Origin of the sequence: Xanthomonas sp. DAR 80977 (assembly GCF_041240605.1) — a bacterium.
GTDB classification, from domain to species: domain Bacteria; phylum Pseudomonadota; class Gammaproteobacteria; order Xanthomonadales; family Xanthomonadaceae; genus Xanthomonas_A; species Xanthomonas_A bundabergensis.
Genome location: NZ_CP162487.1, coordinates 2,368,727 through 2,386,908 on the forward strand (window position 1 = coordinate 2,368,727; position 18,182 = coordinate 2,386,908).

At 69.3% G+C, this 18,182-nt stretch carries 17 protein-coding genes; 8 read left to right on the forward strand and 9 right to left on the reverse strand.

The window, feature by feature from the left end:
* Positions 1 to 31: 31 nt before the first annotated feature.
* The 5 genes from AB3X10_RS10080 to AB3X10_RS10100 form a co-directional block, all read right to left on the reverse strand.
* Positions 32 to 856 carry a hypothetical protein gene (locus tag AB3X10_RS10080; protein WP_369981762.1) on the reverse strand — a complete coding sequence of 275 codons (825 nt, stop codon included), beginning with the start codon at positions 854 to 856 and terminating at the stop codon, positions 32 to 34.
* A 61-nt stretch (positions 857 to 917) separates the two neighbouring features.
* Positions 918 to 1,901 (reverse strand): ABC transporter permease, encoded by a 984-nt coding sequence (locus AB3X10_RS10085; protein ID WP_369981217.1) that lies wholly within the window; start codon positions 1,899 to 1,901, stop codon positions 918 to 920.
* Positions 1,898 to 2,779: an ABC transporter ATP-binding protein gene (locus tag AB3X10_RS10090; protein WP_369981219.1), complete on the reverse strand. Its 882-nt coding sequence runs from the start codon at positions 2,777 to 2,779 to the stop codon at positions 1,898 to 1,900. The genes AB3X10_RS10085 and AB3X10_RS10090 overlap by 4 nt, the downstream gene beginning before the upstream one ends.
* Entirely contained in the window at positions 2,776 to 3,138 is a 363-nt protein-coding gene (locus AB3X10_RS10095; RefSeq protein ID WP_046980357.1) for a GntR family transcriptional regulator, read from the reverse strand. The genes AB3X10_RS10090 and AB3X10_RS10095 overlap by 4 nt, the downstream gene beginning before the upstream one ends.
* 2 nt (positions 3,139 to 3,140) lie before the next feature.
* Complete coding sequence (locus tag AB3X10_RS10100; protein WP_369981221.1) at positions 3,141 to 3,377, reverse strand: hypothetical protein; 237 nt, start codon at positions 3,375 to 3,377, stop codon at positions 3,141 to 3,143.
* Positions 3,378 to 3,506: 129 nt separating this feature from the next.
* Here AB3X10_RS10100 and AB3X10_RS10105 point away from each other — a divergent pair, with 129 nt between their 5' ends.
* From AB3X10_RS10105 to AB3X10_RS10135, 7 genes are all read left to right on the forward strand, one after another.
* Positions 3,507 to 4,073 (forward strand): glutathione peroxidase, encoded by a 567-nt coding sequence (locus tag AB3X10_RS10105; protein ID WP_369981223.1) that lies wholly within the window; start codon positions 3,507 to 3,509, stop codon positions 4,071 to 4,073.
* Between the two features lie 87 nt (positions 4,074 to 4,160).
* Positions 4,161 to 5,117 (forward strand): FKBP-type peptidyl-prolyl cis-trans isomerase N-terminal domain-containing protein, encoded by a 957-nt coding sequence (locus AB3X10_RS10110; protein WP_369981225.1) that lies wholly within the window; start codon positions 4,161 to 4,163, stop codon positions 5,115 to 5,117.
* Positions 5,118 to 5,132: 15 nt separating this feature from the next.
* Positions 5,133 to 6,476, forward strand: a complete 1,344-nt coding sequence (locus AB3X10_RS10115; protein ID WP_369981226.1) for a UDP-glucose dehydrogenase family protein — start codon at positions 5,133 to 5,135, stop codon at positions 6,474 to 6,476.
* Positions 6,466 to 6,702 carry a SlyX family protein gene (locus AB3X10_RS10120; protein ID WP_263394750.1) on the forward strand — a complete coding sequence of 79 codons (237 nt, stop codon included), beginning with the start codon at positions 6,466 to 6,468 and terminating at the stop codon, positions 6,700 to 6,702. The genes AB3X10_RS10115 and AB3X10_RS10120 overlap by 11 nt, the downstream gene beginning before the upstream one ends.
* 31 nt (positions 6,703 to 6,733) lie before the next feature.
* The gene (locus tag AB3X10_RS10125; RefSeq protein WP_369981229.1) at positions 6,734 to 7,510 is read left to right on the forward strand and encodes a DUF2058 domain-containing protein; all 777 of its coding nucleotides are present in this window, start codon (positions 6,734 to 6,736) and stop codon (positions 7,508 to 7,510) included.
* 2 nt (positions 7,511 to 7,512) lie between these two features.
* Positions 7,513 to 9,669, forward strand: a complete 2,157-nt coding sequence (locus AB3X10_RS10130; protein WP_369981231.1) for an acyltransferase family protein — start codon at positions 7,513 to 7,515, stop codon at positions 9,667 to 9,669.
* A 34-nt stretch (positions 9,670 to 9,703) separates the two neighbouring features.
* On the forward strand, positions 9,704 to 10,519 hold the full coding sequence (locus AB3X10_RS10135; protein ID WP_369981233.1) for a transporter: 816 nt from the start codon (positions 9,704 to 9,706) through the stop codon (positions 10,517 to 10,519).
* A gap of 252 nt (positions 10,520 to 10,771) precedes the next feature.
* On the opposite strand, the gene AB3X10_RS10140 is transcribed toward AB3X10_RS10135, so the two are convergent.
* The 4 genes from AB3X10_RS10140 to AB3X10_RS10155 all read right to left on the reverse strand — a co-directional run bounded on the left by AB3X10_RS10140 (position 10,772) and on the right by AB3X10_RS10155 (position 16,740).
* Positions 10,772 to 11,665, reverse strand: a complete 894-nt coding sequence (locus AB3X10_RS10140; RefSeq protein WP_369981234.1) for an NAD-dependent epimerase/dehydratase family protein — start codon at positions 11,663 to 11,665, stop codon at positions 10,772 to 10,774.
* A gap of 100 nt (positions 11,666 to 11,765) precedes the next feature.
* A complete protein-coding gene (gene metH, locus AB3X10_RS10145; protein ID WP_369981236.1) occupies positions 11,766 to 14,516 on the reverse strand; it encodes a methionine synthase in 2,751 nt (916 codons plus the stop codon).
* Between the two features lie 110 nt (positions 14,517 to 14,626).
* Positions 14,627 to 15,745 carry a homocysteine S-methyltransferase family protein gene (locus AB3X10_RS10150; protein ID WP_369981238.1) on the reverse strand — a complete coding sequence of 373 codons (1,119 nt, stop codon included), beginning with the start codon at positions 15,743 to 15,745 and terminating at the stop codon, positions 14,627 to 14,629.
* On the reverse strand, positions 15,742 to 16,740 hold the full coding sequence (locus AB3X10_RS10155; RefSeq protein WP_369981240.1) for an ArsR/SmtB family transcription factor: 999 nt from the start codon (positions 16,738 to 16,740) through the stop codon (positions 15,742 to 15,744). Before AB3X10_RS10155 ends, AB3X10_RS10150 begins: the two co-directional genes overlap by 4 nt.
* Positions 16,741 to 16,833: 93 nt before the next feature.
* Between AB3X10_RS10155 and AB3X10_RS10160 the strand changes: the two genes are divergently transcribed.
* Positions 16,834 to 18,015: an acyl-CoA dehydrogenase family protein gene (locus tag AB3X10_RS10160; protein WP_206228865.1), complete on the forward strand. Its 1,182-nt coding sequence runs from the start codon at positions 16,834 to 16,836 to the stop codon at positions 18,013 to 18,015.
* Positions 18,016 to 18,182: the final 167 nt, after the last annotated feature.

Here is an 18,182-nt window from a genome sequence, read left to right on the forward strand (position 1 = left end):
CTCGGTCGAAGCGAGAAGGGAAGGTGACGGATCAGCGCGGCTTGGGCACGTTGACGCTGCCGCGCACGCCGCTGTGGTGGATGTCGCCGCTGCCGACCCGTTCCACGTTGAGGTTGCCGCCGACGCCGCTGACGTCCAGGTCGCCGGAGCCGATCGACTGCAGCGCCACGCTGCCGGTGACGTCGCGCAGCTGCGCATCGCCGGAGCCGATGCTGCCGATCTGCACCCCGCCGCGCACGCCGTGCACGGTCAGATCGCCGGAGCCGACCGTGCCGATCTTGACGTCGCCGCCGACCTGGCTCGCCTTGACGTCGCCCGAGCCCAGCGTCGGCAGGCTGAGGCTGCCGATGTCGCGCAGCTCGATGTCGCCCGACCCCACGGTGGCGCTGACCGCGCCGCGGATGCCGTGCGCATGCAGGTCGCCGGAGCCGACGCTGGCGTCCAGCGAGGCGACGCCGCCGATGTCGGCGTCGCCCGAACCCAGCCGCAACTGCAGCGGCAGCGTGCCCGGCACGCTGCCGGCGAGATCCAGGTAGGCGTAGCGGGTACCCGAACTGATGCCATGGATCTTGCCATCGTGCTGCAGGGTCACGATCAGCGTGTCGCCGTCGCGGCGCTGGCGCACGGTCAGCTCCTTCAGCATGTCCGCGTCGGAGGCGCAGGCGCGGCCGCGCAGTTCGAACGCGGCGCCGCCGGCGCCGCTGAGCTTGAGGTTGTTCTGCTGCGCGTCGAACACCACCTTCTTGACCCCGGCCAGGTCCAGTTTCAGGTTGCGCGGCTCGGAATGCCGGCATTCGTCGGCCAGGGCCAGGGCGGGAACCAGCAGCAGCGCGGACAGCAGCAAGGTCTTGCGCATCATCGTGAACTCCTTATGCAAAGAGGGAATCGGAAAAGGGGCGGCGGGATGGCGGTGCGGATCAGGCTTCGTCGCGCCAGCGGCGCAGGTAGATGGCCGCGACGATGAAGGCCACGCCGATCGCCGCACCGATCCAGATGTCGGCGCTCTGGAAGATGCGCCAGGCGTCGCTGAGCTGGATCGCATTGGCCAGGTCCTGCGGGCCGTCGAGTTGCTGCACCGGCGGCGCGCTTTCGCTCAGCACCGGCAGCCAGGTGCCCGGCAGCACGCTCAGCAGGCCGCGGTAGACCACCGTGTACCAGATCGCCTTGTGGTTCACGTGCAGCATCGGCAGGATGCCCATCATGCTCGCCATCACGCAGCCCAGGATCGGGATCAGCACCGCCCACAGGAACGGCTTGGTGCGCGCCCAGGCCGAGCAGAACATCAGCCAGCCGATGGTCGGCAGCGACCACATCACGTAGATCGGCAGGTTGGACAGCACGCCGCCGATGATGCGCAGCGGATGCGAGTGGGTGAACACCGCGCCGCTCTGCTGCACGCCGTTGACCGACAGGGTCAATGCGGTGACCACCCACAGCGCGATGCCGATCAGCAGGCCGATGCCGATCGCCACGATCGGCGCCAGCAGCAGCGCCCACGCCGCCTTGGACAGCACCGTGCTCAGGTCCGACAGCGGCAGCGACTTCCAGAACAGCACGCTGCGGTCGCGGCGGTCGTCGTACAGCGAACCCAGCGCGTAGAAGAACACCACGAACCCCAGCACGATGCAGGCCAGCACCACGCCGGCCAGCATGGTGCCGTCGCCCACGGCGCCGATGACCTCGTTCACCTTCTGCGGGCCGCCCTCCCAGTTGATGCTGTTGGTGTCGTTGCCGTGGCCGGCCACGGTGCCGATCAGCGCCAGCAGCGCGTACAGCACGGTGATCACGCCGCCGGCGATGACCGGCGCCCACAGGAAACCGCCGCGGTGTTCCCAGAACTCGCGCTTGAGCAGCCACTTGAAGGTGGACAGCGAAGCGATGGACTTGGCGGGTGCGTTCATGCGTAGGTCCCCTTCATGATGGCGACGAACAGGTCGGCCAGGCCGGGCGTGCGGGTCTCGCCGAGCGCGGCCAGTTGCGCCTGCGGCACGCCGTCGTACAGGAACACGGTCTTGCCGAACGGCAGGCCGCGCTCGTCGATCGGCTGCAGCGCGCGCGCCGCGTCGATGCGCTCGGCCGGCACCAGCAGTTCGGTGTAGCGCGTGGCCATGTGCTCCATGTCGGCGCTGAGCACGATGCGGCCGTCGCGGATGAACAGCACGTCGGTGAGGATGTGCTCGATCTCCTCGACCTGGTGGGTGGTGATGATGATGGTCTTCTGTTCGTCGAAGTAGTCTTCCAGCAGGCGCTGGTAGAACTCCTTGCGGTACAGGATGTCCAGGCCCAGGGTCGGTTCGTCCAGCACCAGCAGGCGCGCGTCGATGGCCATCACCAGGGCCAGGTGCAGCTGCACGATCATGCCCTTGGACATCTCGCGCACGCGCAGCTTGGGGGTGAGCTTGGTGTTGGCCAGGAAGCGCTCGCACTTGGCGCGGTCGAAGCGCGGATGCACGCCGGCGACGAAGTCGATCGCCTCGCGCACCCGCATCCAGCGCGGCAGCACCGCCACGTCGGCGATGAAGCACACGTCGTTCATCAGTTCGTTGCGCTGCTTGCGCGGGTCCATGCCCAGCACGCGCAGTTCGCCCTCGACCGAGGTCAGGCCGAGCACCGCCTTCAGCGCGGTGGTCTTGCCGGCGCCGTTGGGGCCGATCAGGCCGACGATGCGGCCCGGCTCGATCGCGAACGAGGCGTCGGCCAGCGCCGGCTTGTGGTTGTAGGTCTTGCGCAGCGAGCGCGCGGAGACGACGGATTCGGATGCGGCGACAACGGCAGTCATGGTGTTTTCCCCGGTGGCAACAAGTCTTCCAATGTCAGGCCCAGGCGCTGGATCCGTTCCAGCACCAGTGGCCACTCTTCGTTGAGGAAGCGATCGCGCTCGCTGCCGCGCAGCTTCTTGGCCGCTTCCTCGGTCATGAACATGCCCAGCCCGCGGCGCTTCTCGACCAGGGCCTCGTCGGCCAGTTCCTGGTAGGCGCGCGAGACGGTGATCGGGTTGAGCTGGTATTCGGCCGCGACCTGGCGCACCGAGGGCAGCGCGTCGCCGGGCTTGATGATCCCGTCCAGCATCATCGCGATCACGCGATCCTTCAGCTGGCGGTAGATCGGAGCACCATCGCTCCATTGGATATCGCTCATGGTCAGCTCCGTGGGCGCAGCGTGTGCGCGAAGGAGAAATAGGGCATCGACAGCGATGCACGCATCCGCCGTACCGGCGCGGGCGCGGCGGGAGGGGCGTGGCTGTCTTCCTGCGGCTCGCTGGCGCCATAATCGGGCGACCGTCCCTGGCTGCTCTGGGCGCCGACCCAACTCACCGAGAGCAGGGCGCCGACGATGACCAGGGCCGGAAGGCTGCGCTGCATGCGTTGGAGGTTCATCGTGTCCCTGCTCTGGGTGAGTGGTGTTGTATTTAACTATAACACCGTCACACGTCATGTCAACACGATGACCGACCCAACTGATGGCCTAGCCCCTCCGCGTCTCCTTCTCTCTCTTCCGGTGCCCCGATGAAACTATCCAAGCGTTTGTTTTTCCTCGCGATCCTTGCCGCCGCCGGTACCGTCGGCAGCGCCTGGGCGGCCTCGCTGCTGGACCTGGACTACCGTCCGCTGGCCGGCAAGGACAAGGTGAACCTGAACAAGGCCTACGGCGGCAAGGTGCTGCTGGTGGTCAATACCGCCAGCAAGTGCGGCTTCACCCCGCAGTACGACGGCCTGGAGCAGCTGCAGCAGCGCTATGCCGCGCAGGGCTTCAGCGTGCTCGGTTTCCCCTCCAACGACTTCAAGGGGCAGGAGCCGGGATCGGAGAAGCAGATCCAGGAGTTCTGCACGCTGACCTACGGGGTCAAGTTCCCGATGTTCGAGAAGGTGCACGTGCTCGGCGCCGAGGCGACGCCGCTGTACAAGCAGTTGACCCAGGCCACCGGCGTGGCGCCGGGCTGGAATTTCCACAAGTATCTGATCGCGCGCGACGGACGCGTGGTCGCGCAGTTCCCCAGCAAGGTCGCGCCGGACGATGCGGCCCTGCGCGCGGCCATCGAACGCGAACTGAAAGCGCAGCCGGGATCACATTGAATCCGGGTCGATATCGTTGCCGCGCATGCGACAATGCGGCCTCTGCGCCATCGCGGCGCCTCTAGTTCACTTCCAGGAAAGTAGCGAATGAAGATGGGAATGCGCGGCGCCGCGGCGTCGCTGTTGATGGGGATGGCGGTGGTGGCCGGTGGCGCGTTCGCACAGGCGCCGGCGGCGCCGGCTGCGGCCAAGCCGGCGGCGCTGGGCAGCGAGAAGCAGAAGGTCAGCTACGCGATCGGCATGGATGTGGCGCGCTCGTTCGAGCCCATCGCCCAGGACATCGACCTGGACGCCATGCAGCGCGCGATCGAGAACGCGTTCAAGGGCGGCAAGCCGCTGCTGTCCGACGAGCAGGCGCAGGCCACCGACACCGCGTTGCGCACGCAGATGGCCGCGCGCGCCGGGCAGCCGCTGCCGGGCATGGCGCCGGGCAGCCAGCCGCCGCCGGTGTCCAAGCAGAACGTGGGCCTGATGCTCGGCGACCGTGCGGTCGGCCCGTCGCTGGCGCGGATCCAGGACGAGATCGACCTGCCGACCCTGATGGGGGCGGTGCGCGCGGTGTTCGCCAAGGGCGAGACCGCGATGACCCAGGAGCAGGCGGCCGCCACGCTGCAGGCCTACAGCGCCTCCAAGCAGGCCGCCGCGGCCACCGAGAACCGCCAGAAGGGCAACGCCTTCCTGGCCCAGAACAAGACCCAGAAGGGCGTGGTCACCACGCCGTCGGGCCTGCAGTACATGGTCCTGCGCCAGGGCAGCGGCGAACGGCCGATGCCGACCAGCAAGGTGCGGGTCAACTACGAGGGCAAGCTGATCAACGGCGAGGTGTTCGACAGCTCGTACAAGACCGGCCAGCCGGCCGAGTTCTCGCTCAGCCAGGTCGTGCCGGGCTGGAGCGAGGGCGTGGCGCTGATGCCGGTCGGCTCCAAATACCGTTTCTGGATTCCGTCGAACCTGGGCTACGGCCCGCAGGGCACGCCGGGCGGCCCGATCGGCCCGGATGCGATGCTGACCTTCGATGTGGAACTGTTGGGCATCCTTCAATAACCGAAAGGAGATTACATGCGCGTAGCGATATTCGGCACCGGCTATGTCGGGCTTGTCACCGGAACCTGTCTGGCCGAGGTAGGCCATCACGTGGTATGCGTGGACATCGACCAAGCCAAAGTGGATGGGCTCAACAAGGGCGTGGTCCCGATCTACGAGCCTGGCCTCTCGCCGATGGTCAAGGCCAATCACGCCGCACGGAGGCTGTTCTTCACCACCGATGCGGCCAGCGCCATCGCGCATGGAGATATCGTGTTCATCGCCGTCGGCACGCCGCCGGACGAGGACGGTAGCGCCGATCTGCAGTACGTGCTGGCGGTGGCCCGCACCATCGGCCAGCACATCCAGGGACCGACCGTGGTGGTCAACAAGTCGACGGTGCCGGTCGGGACCGCCGACAAGGTGCGCGCGGCGATCGCCGCCGAGCTGGACAAGCGCGGCGAGACGATCGAGTTCGACGTGGTGTCCAACCCGGAGTTCCTGAAGGAAGGCGACGCGGTCGCCGACTGCATGCGCCCGGACCGCATCGTGATCGGCAGCAGCAAGCCGGGCACCGCCGCGCGCCTGCGCCGCCTGTACGCGCCGTTCAACCGCAACCACGACCGCATCGTGGAGATGGACGTGCGCTCGGCCGAACTGACCAAGTACGCGGCCAACGCGATGCTGGCGACCAAGATCAGTTTCATGAACGAGATCGCCAACATCGCCGAGCGGGTCGGCGCCGACGTGGAGAAGGTGCGCCAGGGCATCGGCTCGGATCCGCGCATCGGCTGGCACTTCATCTACCCGGGCGCCGGCTATGGCGGTTCGTGCTTCCCCAAGGACGTGCAGGCGCTGGCCCGCACCGCGCAGCAGTACGGCCACGAGGCCAAGCTGCTGGATGCGGTGGAAGCGGTCAACGAGGCGCAGAAGGGCCACCTGTACGAGCTGATCCAGCGCCACTACGGCGGCGCCAGCGTGGCCGGCAAGACCTTCGCGGTGTGGGGCCTGGCGTTCAAGCCCAATACCGACGACATGCGCGCCGCGTCCAGCCGCCGTTTGCTGGCGCAGCTGTGGGAGGCCGGGGCGACGGTGCGCGCCTACGACCCGGAAGCGACCGAGGAAGCCAAGCGCATCTTCGGCGAACGCGACGACCTGAGCTTCTGCGAGGATGCCTTCGCCGCGCTGGAAGGCGCCGATGCGCTGGTCGTGGTCACCGAGTGGAAGCAGTTCCGCAGCCCGGATTTCACCCGGATCAAGGAACTGCTCGGCGACGCGGTGGTGTTCGACGGCCGCAATCTCTACGATCCGCAGGAAATCGAGACCTTCGGTCTGGCTTACTACGGCATCGGCCGCGGGCGTTCGATCAGTGAAGCATGACTTCTCCACCCAGGATCGATTGCTGGAGAACCGGTTGATCGAGCTGGAGACGCGCCTGTCCTTCCAGGAACAGGCGCTGTCCGAGGTGAGCGATGCGTTGGCCGAGGCACGCGCCGAAAGCCAACGCAACGCCGTGCTGCTGCGCCACCTGCTCGAGGACCTGGGCAAGGTGCGCAGCACGCTGTATGCCGATCCCGCCGACGAACCGCCCCCTCCGCATTATTGATACAGAACCGAACTGATCCGATCCTGCCACGATGAGCGATACCCTCCGCGACCAGCTGCTGGGCCTGGGCTTCAAGCCCGTGCCGAAACCCGAACGCCCAGAGCGCAACGCCACGCCCGCGCAGCCGTCGCGAGGGCGGCCCGGCCAACATCCGGCGCATGGCCACAAGCCGTCAGGCGCGCGTGGCGAACGCCCGCACGCCGCCGGCAAGCCCGGTGGCGCGCGCGCGCATGACGGCGCCGGCCGTCCGCGTGGCGACGGCGCCGCGCGTCCGCATGCGGCGGGCGACGGCCGCGGACGTGCGCAGGGTGCGGGCCGGCCGCAGGGCGCGCCTGGCCAGCAACCGGCACGGCAGCATGCCGCGCGGCCGCCACGCTCGCGCGAGGACATCGATCTGGCCAAGGCCTATGCGATCCGTGCGCAGCGCGAGAAGGACGAGCGCATCGAGGCCGAGCGGCTGAAGCAGGAGCAGGCGCGGCTGCGCCGCGAGGCGCGGGCCAGGCTCGACGAATTGCTCAAGGACCAGGCGCTGAATCACGCCGAGGCCGACATCGCCCGCCATTTCCCGTATGGCGGCAAGATCAAGCGCATCTACGTGACCGCCGACCAGCTCAGGGCGCTCAACGCCGGCGAGCTGGGCGTGCTGCAGCAGAACGGCCGCTACCTGCTGGTCACGGCGGCCCTGCTGGATCAGGCCGAGGCGATCTTCCCGGCGTCGGTGGCGTTGCGGGTGGACCCCAACGCCAGTGCCGAGGAAGACCCCTACGCCGATCCGAAGTACCAGATCCCCGACGACCTGGTCTGGTAGGCATGGTGGTCCCAGGGACGGGGAGCGCAGGGACCGATCGCCTGCCCACGCCGCCGCACGCGCATGCGCGTGGCTATCTGCCGCATGTCGATGGGCTGCGCGCGCTCGCGGTGCTGGCGGTCATCGCCTATCACCTGGATCCGGCCTGGCTGCCGGGCGGCTTCACCGGCGTCGATGTGTTCTTCGTGATCTCCGGCTTCGTGGTCAGCGCCTCGCTGCAGCGCTTGCCGGCCGCCGGCAGCTGGGGCGTGTTCGCGCAGTTCTACGCGCGGCGCCTGCGCCGCATCGCGCCGGCGCTGGTGGCGTGCCTGCTGGCGACCGCGCTGGCCAGCGGCCTGTTCATTCCCGACTCCTGGCTGAGCGAGACCAGCGCCAAGACCGGGCGCATGGCCTTCGTCGGCCTCAGCAACTGGGTGCTGGCCGCCAGCGACAACGACTACTTCTCGCCGAAGGCCGAGTTCAATCCGTACACGCATACCTGGTCGCTGGGCGTGGAGGAGCAGTTCTACCTGCTGTTCCCGCTGCTGTTCCTGGCCTGGAACCGCGGCGGCCGCGGCCGCATCTGGTCGACGCTGCTGGTGGCGCTGGCCTCGGCCGCGTCGCTGGCCTACGCGTTGCTGCGCAGCCGCGGCGGCGGCGAGGCCGGCGATGCGTTCTACCTGACCAGCGCGCGCTTCTGGCAGCTGGGCAGCGGCGTGCTGCTGTACCAGGGCCTGGCGCTGAGCGGCCGCTTCGAGCGCGGCGCGGTGGCGTCGCGCGCGACCTGGCACTGGCGCTCGCCGTTGCTGGCGTTGGCGCTGGCCGCGGTCGGCTACGGGCTGTGGCGCGCGCGGCCGGGCCATTCGCCGTGGCCCGACGGCCTGTGGCCGGTGCTGGGCACGCTGGGCCTGCTGGCGCTGTTGCACGGCGCGCCCGCCGGCTGGATCAAGCGGGCGTTGTCGCAGCGCGCGGTGGTGGCGATCGGCCGCGTCTCCTATTCGCTGTACCTGTGGCATTGGCCGGTGTTCGTGCTGTTCCGCTGGACCGTGGGCCTGGAGTCGGCGCTGGCCAGGGCGCTGGCGCTGCTGTTGGTGGCGGCGCTGGCGATCGCCTCGTACCGCTGGGTGGAACTGCCATGGCGCAGCGGCCGCATCGGCAAGACGCGCACGCCGGCGCGGACCATCGCCGCCGGGCTGGGCCTGATCCTGCTTGCCGCCGGGGTGCATGCGTTGCTGCTGGACACGCAGCGCTACTATTCGCTGAGCACGGTGAGCCGGCATCCGCTGGACTGGTACGCCTATGCCAAGGGCATGCGCAAGGAGTTCCCGCGCTGCACGCTGAAGACCGGACGCGCGGACCTGCAGGTCGGCAGCGCCAAGCTGTTCGAGCGCGGCGACTGCGACGTGCGCGACGGCGGCCTGGAGACGCCGCGCACGCCGACCCAGCTGTTCGTCGCCGGCGATTCGCATGCGCTGGCCTACAACGAATTGCTGCGCCGGTTCGCGCTGCAGAGCGGTGTCGCGGTGCGCCTGTACGGCGTCGGCGGCTGCCCCATCGTCGGCCTGCAGGCCTGGCAGGCGACGCACGCCGGGTGCCAGGCCTACGAGCGCAGCACCCTGGCCGATGTCGCCGCGCATGCGCGCGACGGCGATGTGCTGTTCCTGCCGGCGCTGCGCTTGCTGCGCCTGGCCGAGCAGACGCAGCTGTTCGACGAGGCGGCGGCGATGGCCGAGCAGGACGGTGCGCAGGCGCAGGCGGTGCGCGCCGCCGGCGAGGAGGCGGCGATCGCGCTGCTGCAGCCGCTGGCGCAGCGCGGCGTGCGCATCGTGTTCGAAGCGCCGAAGCCGTTGCTGCGCGCGCCGCCGTATCGCTGCTCGGACTGGTTCAATCGCGGCAATGCGATCTGCGCGCGCGGCACGCAGATCCCGCGCGACACGATGGAGCGCTACCGTGCGCCGGTGCTGCAGAGCCTGCAGCGCATCGCCGCGCGGCTGCCGCACGCATCGGTGTGGGATCCGTTGCCGGAGCTGTGCGAGCCGACGCGCTGCGCCGGCATGCGCGACGGGCGTCCGCTGTTCTTCGATGCCGATCACCTCAGCGGCTACGGCAACCGGGTGCTGTTGCCGAGCTTCACTGCGCACTTCAAGGCGGTGCAGGCAGAATCGAGCGCGACGCCGTGACCGGCGGCGTCGCCCAATCTCCCGGAGGCGGCCCATGACCACCCTTGTTCCCGCTGGCCCACTGCGCGCCAATGTCCGCGTCCAGCGCGCATGCGCGCCCTTGCGTTGCGCGCTGCTCTTGCTCGGCGGCCTGGGTCCGGCCGGAGCCGCCTGCGCCGACGACGCGCCGGCCTTCGACCGTCCCGGCATCGGCTTCGCGTCGCAGACCCTGCCGGCCGGCGGCGTCGCCTGGGAGCAGGCGCTGTCGGACGTGACCTACGACCGCAGCGGCGGCGTGCGCAGCACCGAATACGTGGCCGACAGCCGCCTGCGGATCGGCCTGAGCGCGCAGGCGGAACTGCAATTGGCCATCGACAGCCAGGTCTGGCAGCGCGTGCGCGGCACCGGCGAGGATTTCCGCGGGCATGGCGGCGGCGATGCCAGCGTCGGCCTGAAATGGGCGCTGCCGAGCAACAGCGACGCGTTTTCCTGGGCCGTGCTCGGCACCGCCGCGGTGCCGGTGGGGCGTGCGCCGTACGGCGACGACGGGCACCGCTACGATCTCGGCGTCAGCGCCGGCTGGGACCTGGAGGGCGGGCGCAACGTCGCGCTGTACGCCAACCTCAGCGACAGCGACGACGGCCACGGCTGGACCGTGTCGCCGAGCTACACCTTCTATGCGCAGGGCGACCTCAGTGCCTATGCCGAAGCCGGCATCGGCGGCGGCGAGGACGAGATGCGCGCGCTCGGCACCGGCTTGACCTGGTTGATCGCCGAGCGCGTGCAGCTGGACCTGTCGGTGCTGCGCGGCTTGTCCGCGCCGAGCTCGGACTGGCAGGGCGGCCTCGGCGTGTCGGTGCTGTTGCGCTGAGCGGCCGCAAGCCCCTCTCCCCCGGGGAGAGGGGTTGGGTGAGGGTCTGGCGCGAAGCGTCTCGCGGAGTTGGGTGTGCGAAGCTGCGCTCGTACCCTCATCCGCCCCTCTGGGGCACCTTCTCCCGATGGGAGAAGGAACAGCCGAGCGTGCATAGCCCCTCTCCCCTCGGGAGAGGGGTTGGGGTGAGGGTCCGGCGCGAAGCGTCTCGCGGAGTTTGGAGCACGAGACTACGCCCGTGCCGCCGCGCGCTCACTCGCGCGCAGGCTCGCCGTCGCCAGGCGGCAGGACCTCCGGGACGTGCTGGTCGTACTGCGCCAGCACCTCCTCGAAGCCGTGGCGTGGTCGCCAGTCCAGTGCCTGCAGCGCCTGCTGCGCCGAGTAGACGCGGTCGATCCGCGTCGGCAGCGGCCAGCCGCGCTGCCGGAACGCGTCGACCAGCCGCGGCGCGCGCTGCCGCAGCAGCGCCTGCGGGTCGAGGTGCAGCGCCTGGCAATCCTCGCGCAGGAACGGCGTGGTGCCGGAGACGACGAAGGTCGCCGTGGCCGGGCCGGCATGGAGCAGCGCCGCGGCGTGCGCGTCGGCGACGTCGCGCGCGTCGATGCCGCGGTGCAGGCGGAACACCGCCATCAGATTGGCCGGTTCGGGGAAGCAGCGCGACATGCGCAGGATGCGCACGCTCGGCCCGCCCTGGGCGGCCGCCTCGCGCAGCAGCGCCTCGGCTTCCAGCTTGGTGTGGTGGTAGATGGTCTGCGGCTGCGGCGGCAGGTCTTCGTCGACCCAGGCCGCGGTGTCGGCGGGGCTGGCGGCGCTGCCGTACAGCGCGGTGGTGCTGGTGAAGACGATGCGGCCGACGCCGGCCGCGCTCGCCGCATCGAGCACGCGGCGGGTGCCGTCGACGTTGACCTGGCGGAATCTGGCCGCGCTGGCATATGGCACGTGCGGCGCATGCAGCGCCGCGGTGTGCACCACCGCGTCCGCGCCCTGCATCGCGCGCGCCAGCAGCGCGCCGTCGGCCAAGTCGCCGACCCAGGCGGCGGTGGAGGAGGGCGCGCTGTCGAAGCCGCCGACGCGGTGCTGCCGCGACAGGCGGATGTGGATCGCACGGCCGATGCGGCCGCTGCTGCCGGTGACCACGATCTTCATGGGGACCATTCCGATGGCTTGGAGGCGTTGTGCATGGACTGCATTGCGCTGGCTGCGCGCGGGCGGCCGGCACCGATGCGCTGCGCGGGCCGGCCGCGGCTCACTCCGGGTCGTAGTCCAGGTTCGAGGCCAGCCAGCGCTCGGCCTGCAGCAGCGGCACGCCCTTGCGCCGCGCGTAGTCGGCGACCTGTTCCTTGCTCAGGCGCCCGACCACGAAGTACTGGCTCTGCGGATGGCTGAAGTAGTAGCCGGACACCGCCGCGGTCGGCAGCATCGCGAAGCTCTCGGTCAGCGCCATGCCGGCGTTGCGCTCGGCCTCGAGCAGCGCGAACAGGGTCTTCTTCTCGCTGTGCTCGGGGCAGGCCGGATAGCCGGGAGCAGGGCGGATGCCGCGGTACTTCTCGGCGATCAGCGCCTCGTTGTCCAGCGCCTCGTCGGCGGCATAGCCCCAGAATTCCCGGCGCACGCGCTGGTGCAGGCGTTCGGCCAGCGCCTCGGCCAGGCGATCGGCCAGCGCCTTGAGCAGGATCGCGTTGTAGTCGTCGTGCGCCGCCTCGAACCGCGCCACGTGCGGCTCGATGCCGATGCCGGCGGTGACCGCGAACGCCCCGATCCAGTCCTGCTTGCCGCTGTCCTTGGGCGCGATGAAATCGGCCAGGCAGAAGTCGGGACGCTCGACGGGTTTGTCGACTTGCTGGCGCAGGAAGTGCAGGAGATGCCGGGATTGGGGAGTGGGGATTGGGGATTGGGCGGGCTGTTGCGAATCCCCAATCCCGACTCCCGATTCCCGGTGGTCCGCCAGGACCACCTCGACATCGTCCCCCACCGCCTGCGCCGGCCACAGCCCGAACACCGCCTTGGCGGTGAGCCACTTCTCGCCGACGATGCGCTTGAGCATCGCCCGCGCGTCGCGGTACAGGTCGCTGGCCTGCTGGCCGACCACCGCGTCGCTGAGGATCGCCGGGAACTTGCCGGCCAGTTCCCAGGCCTGGAAGAACGGGGTCCAGTCGATCAGCGGCAGCAGTTCCTCCAGCGGGTAGTCGTCGAACACGTGCAGCCCGGGCTGCTTCGGCGCCGGCGGGGTGTAGGCGTCCCAGCCGCCGTCGAAGCGCTGCGCGCGCGCCTTCTCCAGCGACACCAGGCGCTTGGCGTCGCCGCGGTTGCGGTGGCGCTGGCGGATCTCGGCGTAGTCGGCGTCGTTGGCGGCCACGAACGCGGCGCGCAGGTCCTTGGAGATCAGCGACTGCGCCACGCCCACCGCGCGCGAGGCGTCCTTGACCCACACCGTCGGCGCCGCGTAGTGCGGGTCGATCTTCAGCGCGGTGTGCGCGCGCGAGGTGGTGGCGCCGCCGATCAGCAGCGGCATCGAGAAGCCCTGCCGCTGCATCTCGCGGGCGACGTGGCTCATCTCTTCCAGCGACGGGGTGATCAGCCCGGACAGGCCGATGATGTCGGCGTTCTCGGCGCGCGCGCGGTCGAGGATGGTCTGGGTCGGCACCATCACCCCCAGGTCGATCACGTCGAAGTTGTTGCAGGCCAGGACCACGCCGACGATGTTCTTGCCGATGTCGTGCACGTCGCCCTTGACCGTGGCCATGATGATCTTGCCGTTGGACTTGCCGGTGTCGCCGGTGCGCAGTTTTTCCGCCTCGATGTACGGCAGCAGGTAGGCCACCGCCTTCTTCATCACCCGCGCCGACTTGACCACCTGCGGCAGGAACATCTTGCCGGCGCCGAACAGGTCGCCGACCACGTTCATGCCGTCCATCAGCGGGCCTTCGATCACGTCCAGCGGGCGCGTGGACTGCTGCCGCGCTTCCTCGGTATCGAGTTCCACGTAGGCGTCCACGCCGTGCACCAGCGCATGCGCCAGCCGCGCGCGCACCGGCTTGTCGCGCCAGCTCAGGTCCTCGACGCTGCTCTGGCCCTTCTTGCCCTTGTAGCGCTCGGCGATCTCCAGCAGGCGCTCGGTGCCGTCGCGGCGGCGGTTGAGGATCACGTCCTCCACGCGCTCGCGCAGGTCCGGGTCCAGGTCGTCGTAGATCGGCATGCCGCCGGCGTTGACGATGCCCATGTCCATGCCCGCGGCGATGGCGTGGTACAGGAACACCGAGTGGATCGCCTGGCGCACGGTCTCGTTGCCGCGGAACGAGAACGACACGTTGGACACGCCGCCGGACACGTGGCAGTGCGGCAGGGTCTGGCGGATGATGCGGGTGGCCTCGATGAAGTCCACCGCGTAGTTGTCGTGCTCCTCGATGCCGGTGGCCACGGCGAAGATGTTGGGGTCGAAGATGATGTCTTCCGGCGGGAAGCCGACCTGCTCGGTCAGGATCCGGTAGGCGCGGCTGCAGATCTCCACCTTGCGCGCGCAGGTGTCGGCCTGGCCCTGCTCGTCGAACGCCATCACCACCGCGGCGGCGCCGTAGCGCAGCACCTTGCGCGCGTGCTCGACGAACACCGCTTCGCCTTCCTTCAGCGAGATCGAGTTGACCACGCTCTTGCCCTGCAGGCACTTCAGCCCGGCCTCGATCACGCTCCACTTGGAGGAGTCGACCATGATCGGGATGCGCGCGATGTCCGGCTCGGACATGATCAGGTTGAGAAAGCGGGTCATCGCCTTCTCCGAATCGATCAGGCCCTCGTCCATGTTGACGTCGAGGATCTGCGCGCCGCTGGCAACCTGCTGGCGCGCCACGTCCACCGCTTCCTCGTAGCGCTCTTCCTTGACCAGCTTGCGGAACTGCGCGCTGCCGGTGACGTTGGTGCGCTCGCCGACGTTGACGAACAGCAGGTCCGGGGTCAGCAGCAGCGGCTCCAGGCCGGACAGGCGGGTAATGCGGACGGACATGGGCTCAGCCTTGCAGGATCGTTGCGGTGGACGCGCGCGCGCCGGCGGCCGGTGCGGCGCATGCGGCGCGCCCCGCGAATGCGTGAAGCGGCAGCGGATGCAGCGTCATCTCAGGCCGCCTGTGCCTGCGCCGCCAGCGGCGTGCGCGGACGCAGGCCGCGCACCGCCTCGGCGATCGCCTGGATGTGCGCCGGGGTGGTGCCGCAGCAGCCGCCGACCAGGTTCAGCAATCCGGATTGGGCGAATTCCTTCAGCGTCGCCGCCATTTCCTCCGGGGTTTCGTCGTACTCGCCGAAGGCGTTGGGCAGGCCGGCGTTGGGATGCGCGCTGACGTAGCCGTCGGCGATCCGCGCCAGCGTCTCCACGTGCGGGCGCAGGTCGCTGGCGCCGAGCGCGCAGTTCAGCCCCACCGACAGCGGCCGGCCATGCGCCACCGAGGCGTAGAACGCTTCGGCGGTCTGCCCGGACAGGGTGCGCCCGGAGGCGTCGGTGATGGTGCCGGAGATCATCACCGGCAGCCGCCCGCCGCGCGCGTCGAACATTTCCTCGATCGCGTACAGCGCCGCCTTGGCGTTGAGCGTGTCGAAGATGGTCTCCACCATCAGCGTGTCGGCGCCGCCGTCGATCAGGCCCTCGACCGCTTCGCGGTAGGTGCCGCGCAACTCGTCGAAGCTGGTGTTGCGGAAGCCGGGATCGTTGACGTCGGGGCTGATCGAGGCGGTGCGGCTGGTCGGGCCGAGCACGCCGATCACGAAGCGCGGCTTGTCCGGGGTGAGCGCCTCGGCCGCGTCGCAGCACGCGCGCGCGACCTGCGCGCCGGCCTTGTTGAGTTCGTAGACCAGATGCTCCAGGTGGTAGTCGGCCTGGCTGATCGAGGTGGCGTTGAAGGTGTTGGTCTCGAGCAGGTCGGCGCCGGCATCGAGGTAGGCGCGGTGGATGCCGGCGATCACCTCCGGCCGCGACAGCAGCAGCAGGTCGTTGTTGCCCTTCAGGTCGTGGCCCTGCGGCGCGTGGTCGCAGCCGGGGCCGTGCACGTGCGCGCTGTCGTAGCCGGCGGCGAAACGTTCGCCGCGGTAGTCGGCCTCCTGCAGGTCGTGGCGCTGGATCATGGTGCCCATCGCGCCATCGATGATCAGGATGCGTTCGGATAGCGCCTGCAGCAGTTTCTGCGTGCGCTGCGGATGCAGCCAGGGCGGCTGTGACTGAGGAGACATGGATGAGCTGCTCATGCGGTCGCTCCTGCCTTTGCCTTTGCCTTTGCGATTCCCGAATCCCCACTCCCGAATCCCGGCTCCACCGGCTTCACAGCAATCAACGACACCACCTCGAAATGCGGCGGGCGCTTCTCGCGGGTCACGGTTTCCAGGCTGGACACGTCCAGCCCGGCCTTGTGCACGAACTTGCGCAGTTCCTTGGAGGAGAAGCCCAGGTTGACGTGGCCGTAGGCCTGCACCGCGGCCTTGTGTTCGTGGCGGGCGAGGCTGCACAGCAGCAGGCGTCCGCCGGGACGCAGCACCCGCGCCGATTCGGCCACCGCCTGCGCCGGCTTGGCCGCGTAGGTCAGCGCATGCATCATCACCACCAGGTCGAAGCTGGCGTCGGCGAACGGCAGCGCGTGCATGTCGCCTTCGCGCACTTCCACGTTGCCCAGCCGGCGCAGGCGCTCGCTGGCCGCGGCCACCACCCGCGCGCTGGTGTCGATGCACACGTAGCGGCGCGCATGCGGGGCGACCAGTTCGGCCAGCACGCCGTCGCCGGAGGCGATGTCGAGCACGTCGCCGGTTTCCAGCAGCGGCAGCGCGGTGCGCGCCAGCGCTTCCCAGGTGCGCCCGGGCGAGTAGTGGCGTTCCATGTCGCCGGCCACCGAGTCGGCCCAGTTCTGGTCGGCGGCGCGGTTGGCCAGCACCGCGGCCACGCGCTCGGCGTCCTGGCGCAGCAGCGGGTCGTCGCTGCCGGTGCTCAGCGCCAGCCACAGCGCGCGCTGCGCCGGGTCCAGTTGCGCCTCGTCGAAGCGGTAGTAGGCCGACACGCCGGCGCGGCGGTCGCGCACCAGCCCGGCCTCCTTCAGCTTGGCCAGGTGGGTGGAGACGCGCGGTTGCGCCAGCCGGGTGATCGCCGACAGCTCGGCCACGGTCAGCTCTTCCTGCTCCAGCAGCGCCAGCAGGCGCACGCGGGTCGCGTCGGCGAACACCTTCAGCCGGGTCGACCAGTCCTCCAGATCCATAATATCTTCCTATCGCGATATAGAGATATTCTGGTCCCGCGGGCCGACCGGGTCAAGTCGTGCACACGCCAGCGTATGGTCTGGATGGCTACAATGGCGCACCAGACAGCCCGGGAGGGGTTCTACGTGGATTTCAGCTTTACTGAAGAGCAATTGATGATCCAGGACGTGGCGCGACGCATCGCCCAGGAGCGGATCGCGCCGAGCGCCGAGCACCACGACCGCACCGGCGAGTTCCCGCTGGAGAACATCCGCCTGCTCGGCGAGAACGGGCTGATGGGCATCGAGGTGCCGGAGGAGTACGGCGGCGCCGGCATGGACCCGATCGCCTACGTGCTGGCGATGGTCGAGATCGCCGCCGGCGACGCCGCCCATTCCACCATCGTCTCGGTCAACAACTCGCTGTTCTGCGCCGGCATCCTGAAGAACGGCAACGAGGCGCAGAAGCAGAAGTACGTGCGCGCGATCGCCGACGGCAGCCATATCGGCGCGTTCGCGCTGACCGAGCCGCAGTCCGGCTCCGACGCCACCGCGATGCGTTGCCGGGCGGTGCGCCAGGACGACGGCAGCTTCGTGATCAACGGCAAGAAGAGCTGGATCACCTCCGGCCCGGTCGCCAAGTACATCGTGCTGTACGCGCTGAGCGAGCCGGAGCAGGGCTCGCGCGGCATCACCGCGTTCGTGGTCGACACCGACAAGCCCGGTTTCCACCGCGGCAAGACCGAGCCCAAGCTCGGCATCCGCGCCTCGGCCACCTGCGAGATCGAGTTCCAGGACTACGTGGCGACCCCGGACGAGATCCTGGGCGCACCGGGCGAGGGCTTCAAGATCGCGATGAGCGTGCTCGACGCCGGCCGCATCGGCATCGCCTCGCAGGCGATCGGCATCGCCCGCGCCGCCTACCAGGCCACCCTGGACTACGTGAAGGAGCGCAAGGCGTTCGGCTCGCCGATCGGCGCGTTCCAGATGACCCAGGCCAAGATCGCCGACATGAAGTGCAAGCTCGACGCCTCGCTGTTGCTGACGCTGCGCGCGGCGTGGCTGAAGGGGCAGGGCAAGCGCTTCACCACCGAGGCCTCGGTGGCCAAGCTCACCGCCTCCGAGGCGGCGATGTGGATCACCCACCAGGCGGTGCAGATCCACGGCGGCATGGGCTATTCGAAGGAGATGCCGCTGGAGCGCTACTTCCGCGACGCCAAGATCACCGAGATCTACGAAGGCACGTCCGAGATCCAGCGCCTGGTGATCGCCCGCAACGAGACCGGGCTGCGCTGAAGAGCCGGGAATCGAGAATCGGCAGTAGGCAATCGGGCCAGCGCTGCCACAGGCAGCGCTGGGACCGAGAGAACAAAAAAAGCGGCCGTCATGGCCGCTTTTTTGTTTGCATCAGGAACCCGAGGATTTCAAGGGCCGGGGATTCTGACGAATCCCCAATCCCGAAT

Bases quoted from the DNA above. Each gene is read 5' to 3' on its own strand.
- AB3X10_RS10080 (WP_369981762.1), bottom strand. From the start codon at position 856: ATGCGCAAGACCTTGCTGCTGTCCGCGCTGCTGCTGGTTCCCGCCCTG.
- AB3X10_RS10085 (WP_369981217.1), bottom strand. From the start codon at position 1,901: ATGAACGCACCCGCCAAGTCCATCGCTTCGCTGTCCACCTTCAAGTGG.
- AB3X10_RS10090 (WP_369981219.1), bottom strand. From the start codon at position 2,779: ATGACTGCCGTTGTCGCCGCATCCGAATCCGTCGTCTCCGCGCGCTCG.
- AB3X10_RS10095 (WP_046980357.1), bottom strand. From the start codon at position 3,138: ATGAGCGATATCCAATGGAGCGATGGTGCTCCGATCTACCGCCAGCTG.
- AB3X10_RS10100 (WP_369981221.1), bottom strand. From the start codon at position 3,377: ATGAACCTCCAACGCATGCAGCGCAGCCTTCCGGCCCTGGTCATCGTC.
- AB3X10_RS10105 (WP_369981223.1), top strand. From the start codon at position 3,507: ATGAAACTATCCAAGCGTTTGTTTTTCCTCGCGATCCTTGCCGCCGCC.
- AB3X10_RS10110 (WP_369981225.1), top strand. From the start codon at position 4,161: ATGAAGATGGGAATGCGCGGCGCCGCGGCGTCGCTGTTGATGGGGATG.
- AB3X10_RS10115 (WP_369981226.1), top strand. From the start codon at position 5,133: ATGCGCGTAGCGATATTCGGCACCGGCTATGTCGGGCTTGTCACCGGA.
- AB3X10_RS10125 (WP_369981229.1), top strand. From the start codon at position 6,734: ATGAGCGATACCCTCCGCGACCAGCTGCTGGGCCTGGGCTTCAAGCCC.
- AB3X10_RS10130 (WP_369981231.1), top strand. From the start codon at position 7,513: ATGGTGGTCCCAGGGACGGGGAGCGCAGGGACCGATCGCCTGCCCACG.
- AB3X10_RS10135 (WP_369981233.1), top strand. From the start codon at position 9,704: ATGACCACCCTTGTTCCCGCTGGCCCACTGCGCGCCAATGTCCGCGTC.
- AB3X10_RS10140 (WP_369981234.1), bottom strand. From the start codon at position 11,665: ATGAAGATCGTGGTCACCGGCAGCAGCGGCCGCATCGGCCGTGCGATC.
- metH (WP_369981236.1), bottom strand. From the start codon at position 14,516: ATGTCCGTCCGCATTACCCGCCTGTCCGGCCTGGAGCCGCTGCTGCTG.
- AB3X10_RS10150 (WP_369981238.1), bottom strand. From the start codon at position 15,745: ATGAGCAGCTCATCCATGTCTCCTCAGTCACAGCCGCCCTGGCTGCAT.
- AB3X10_RS10155 (WP_369981240.1), bottom strand. From the start codon at position 16,740: ATGGATCTGGAGGACTGGTCGACCCGGCTGAAGGTGTTCGCCGACGCG.
- AB3X10_RS10160 (WP_206228865.1), top strand. From the start codon at position 16,834: ATGGCGCACCAGACAGCCCGGGAGGGGTTCTACGTGGATTTCAGCTTT.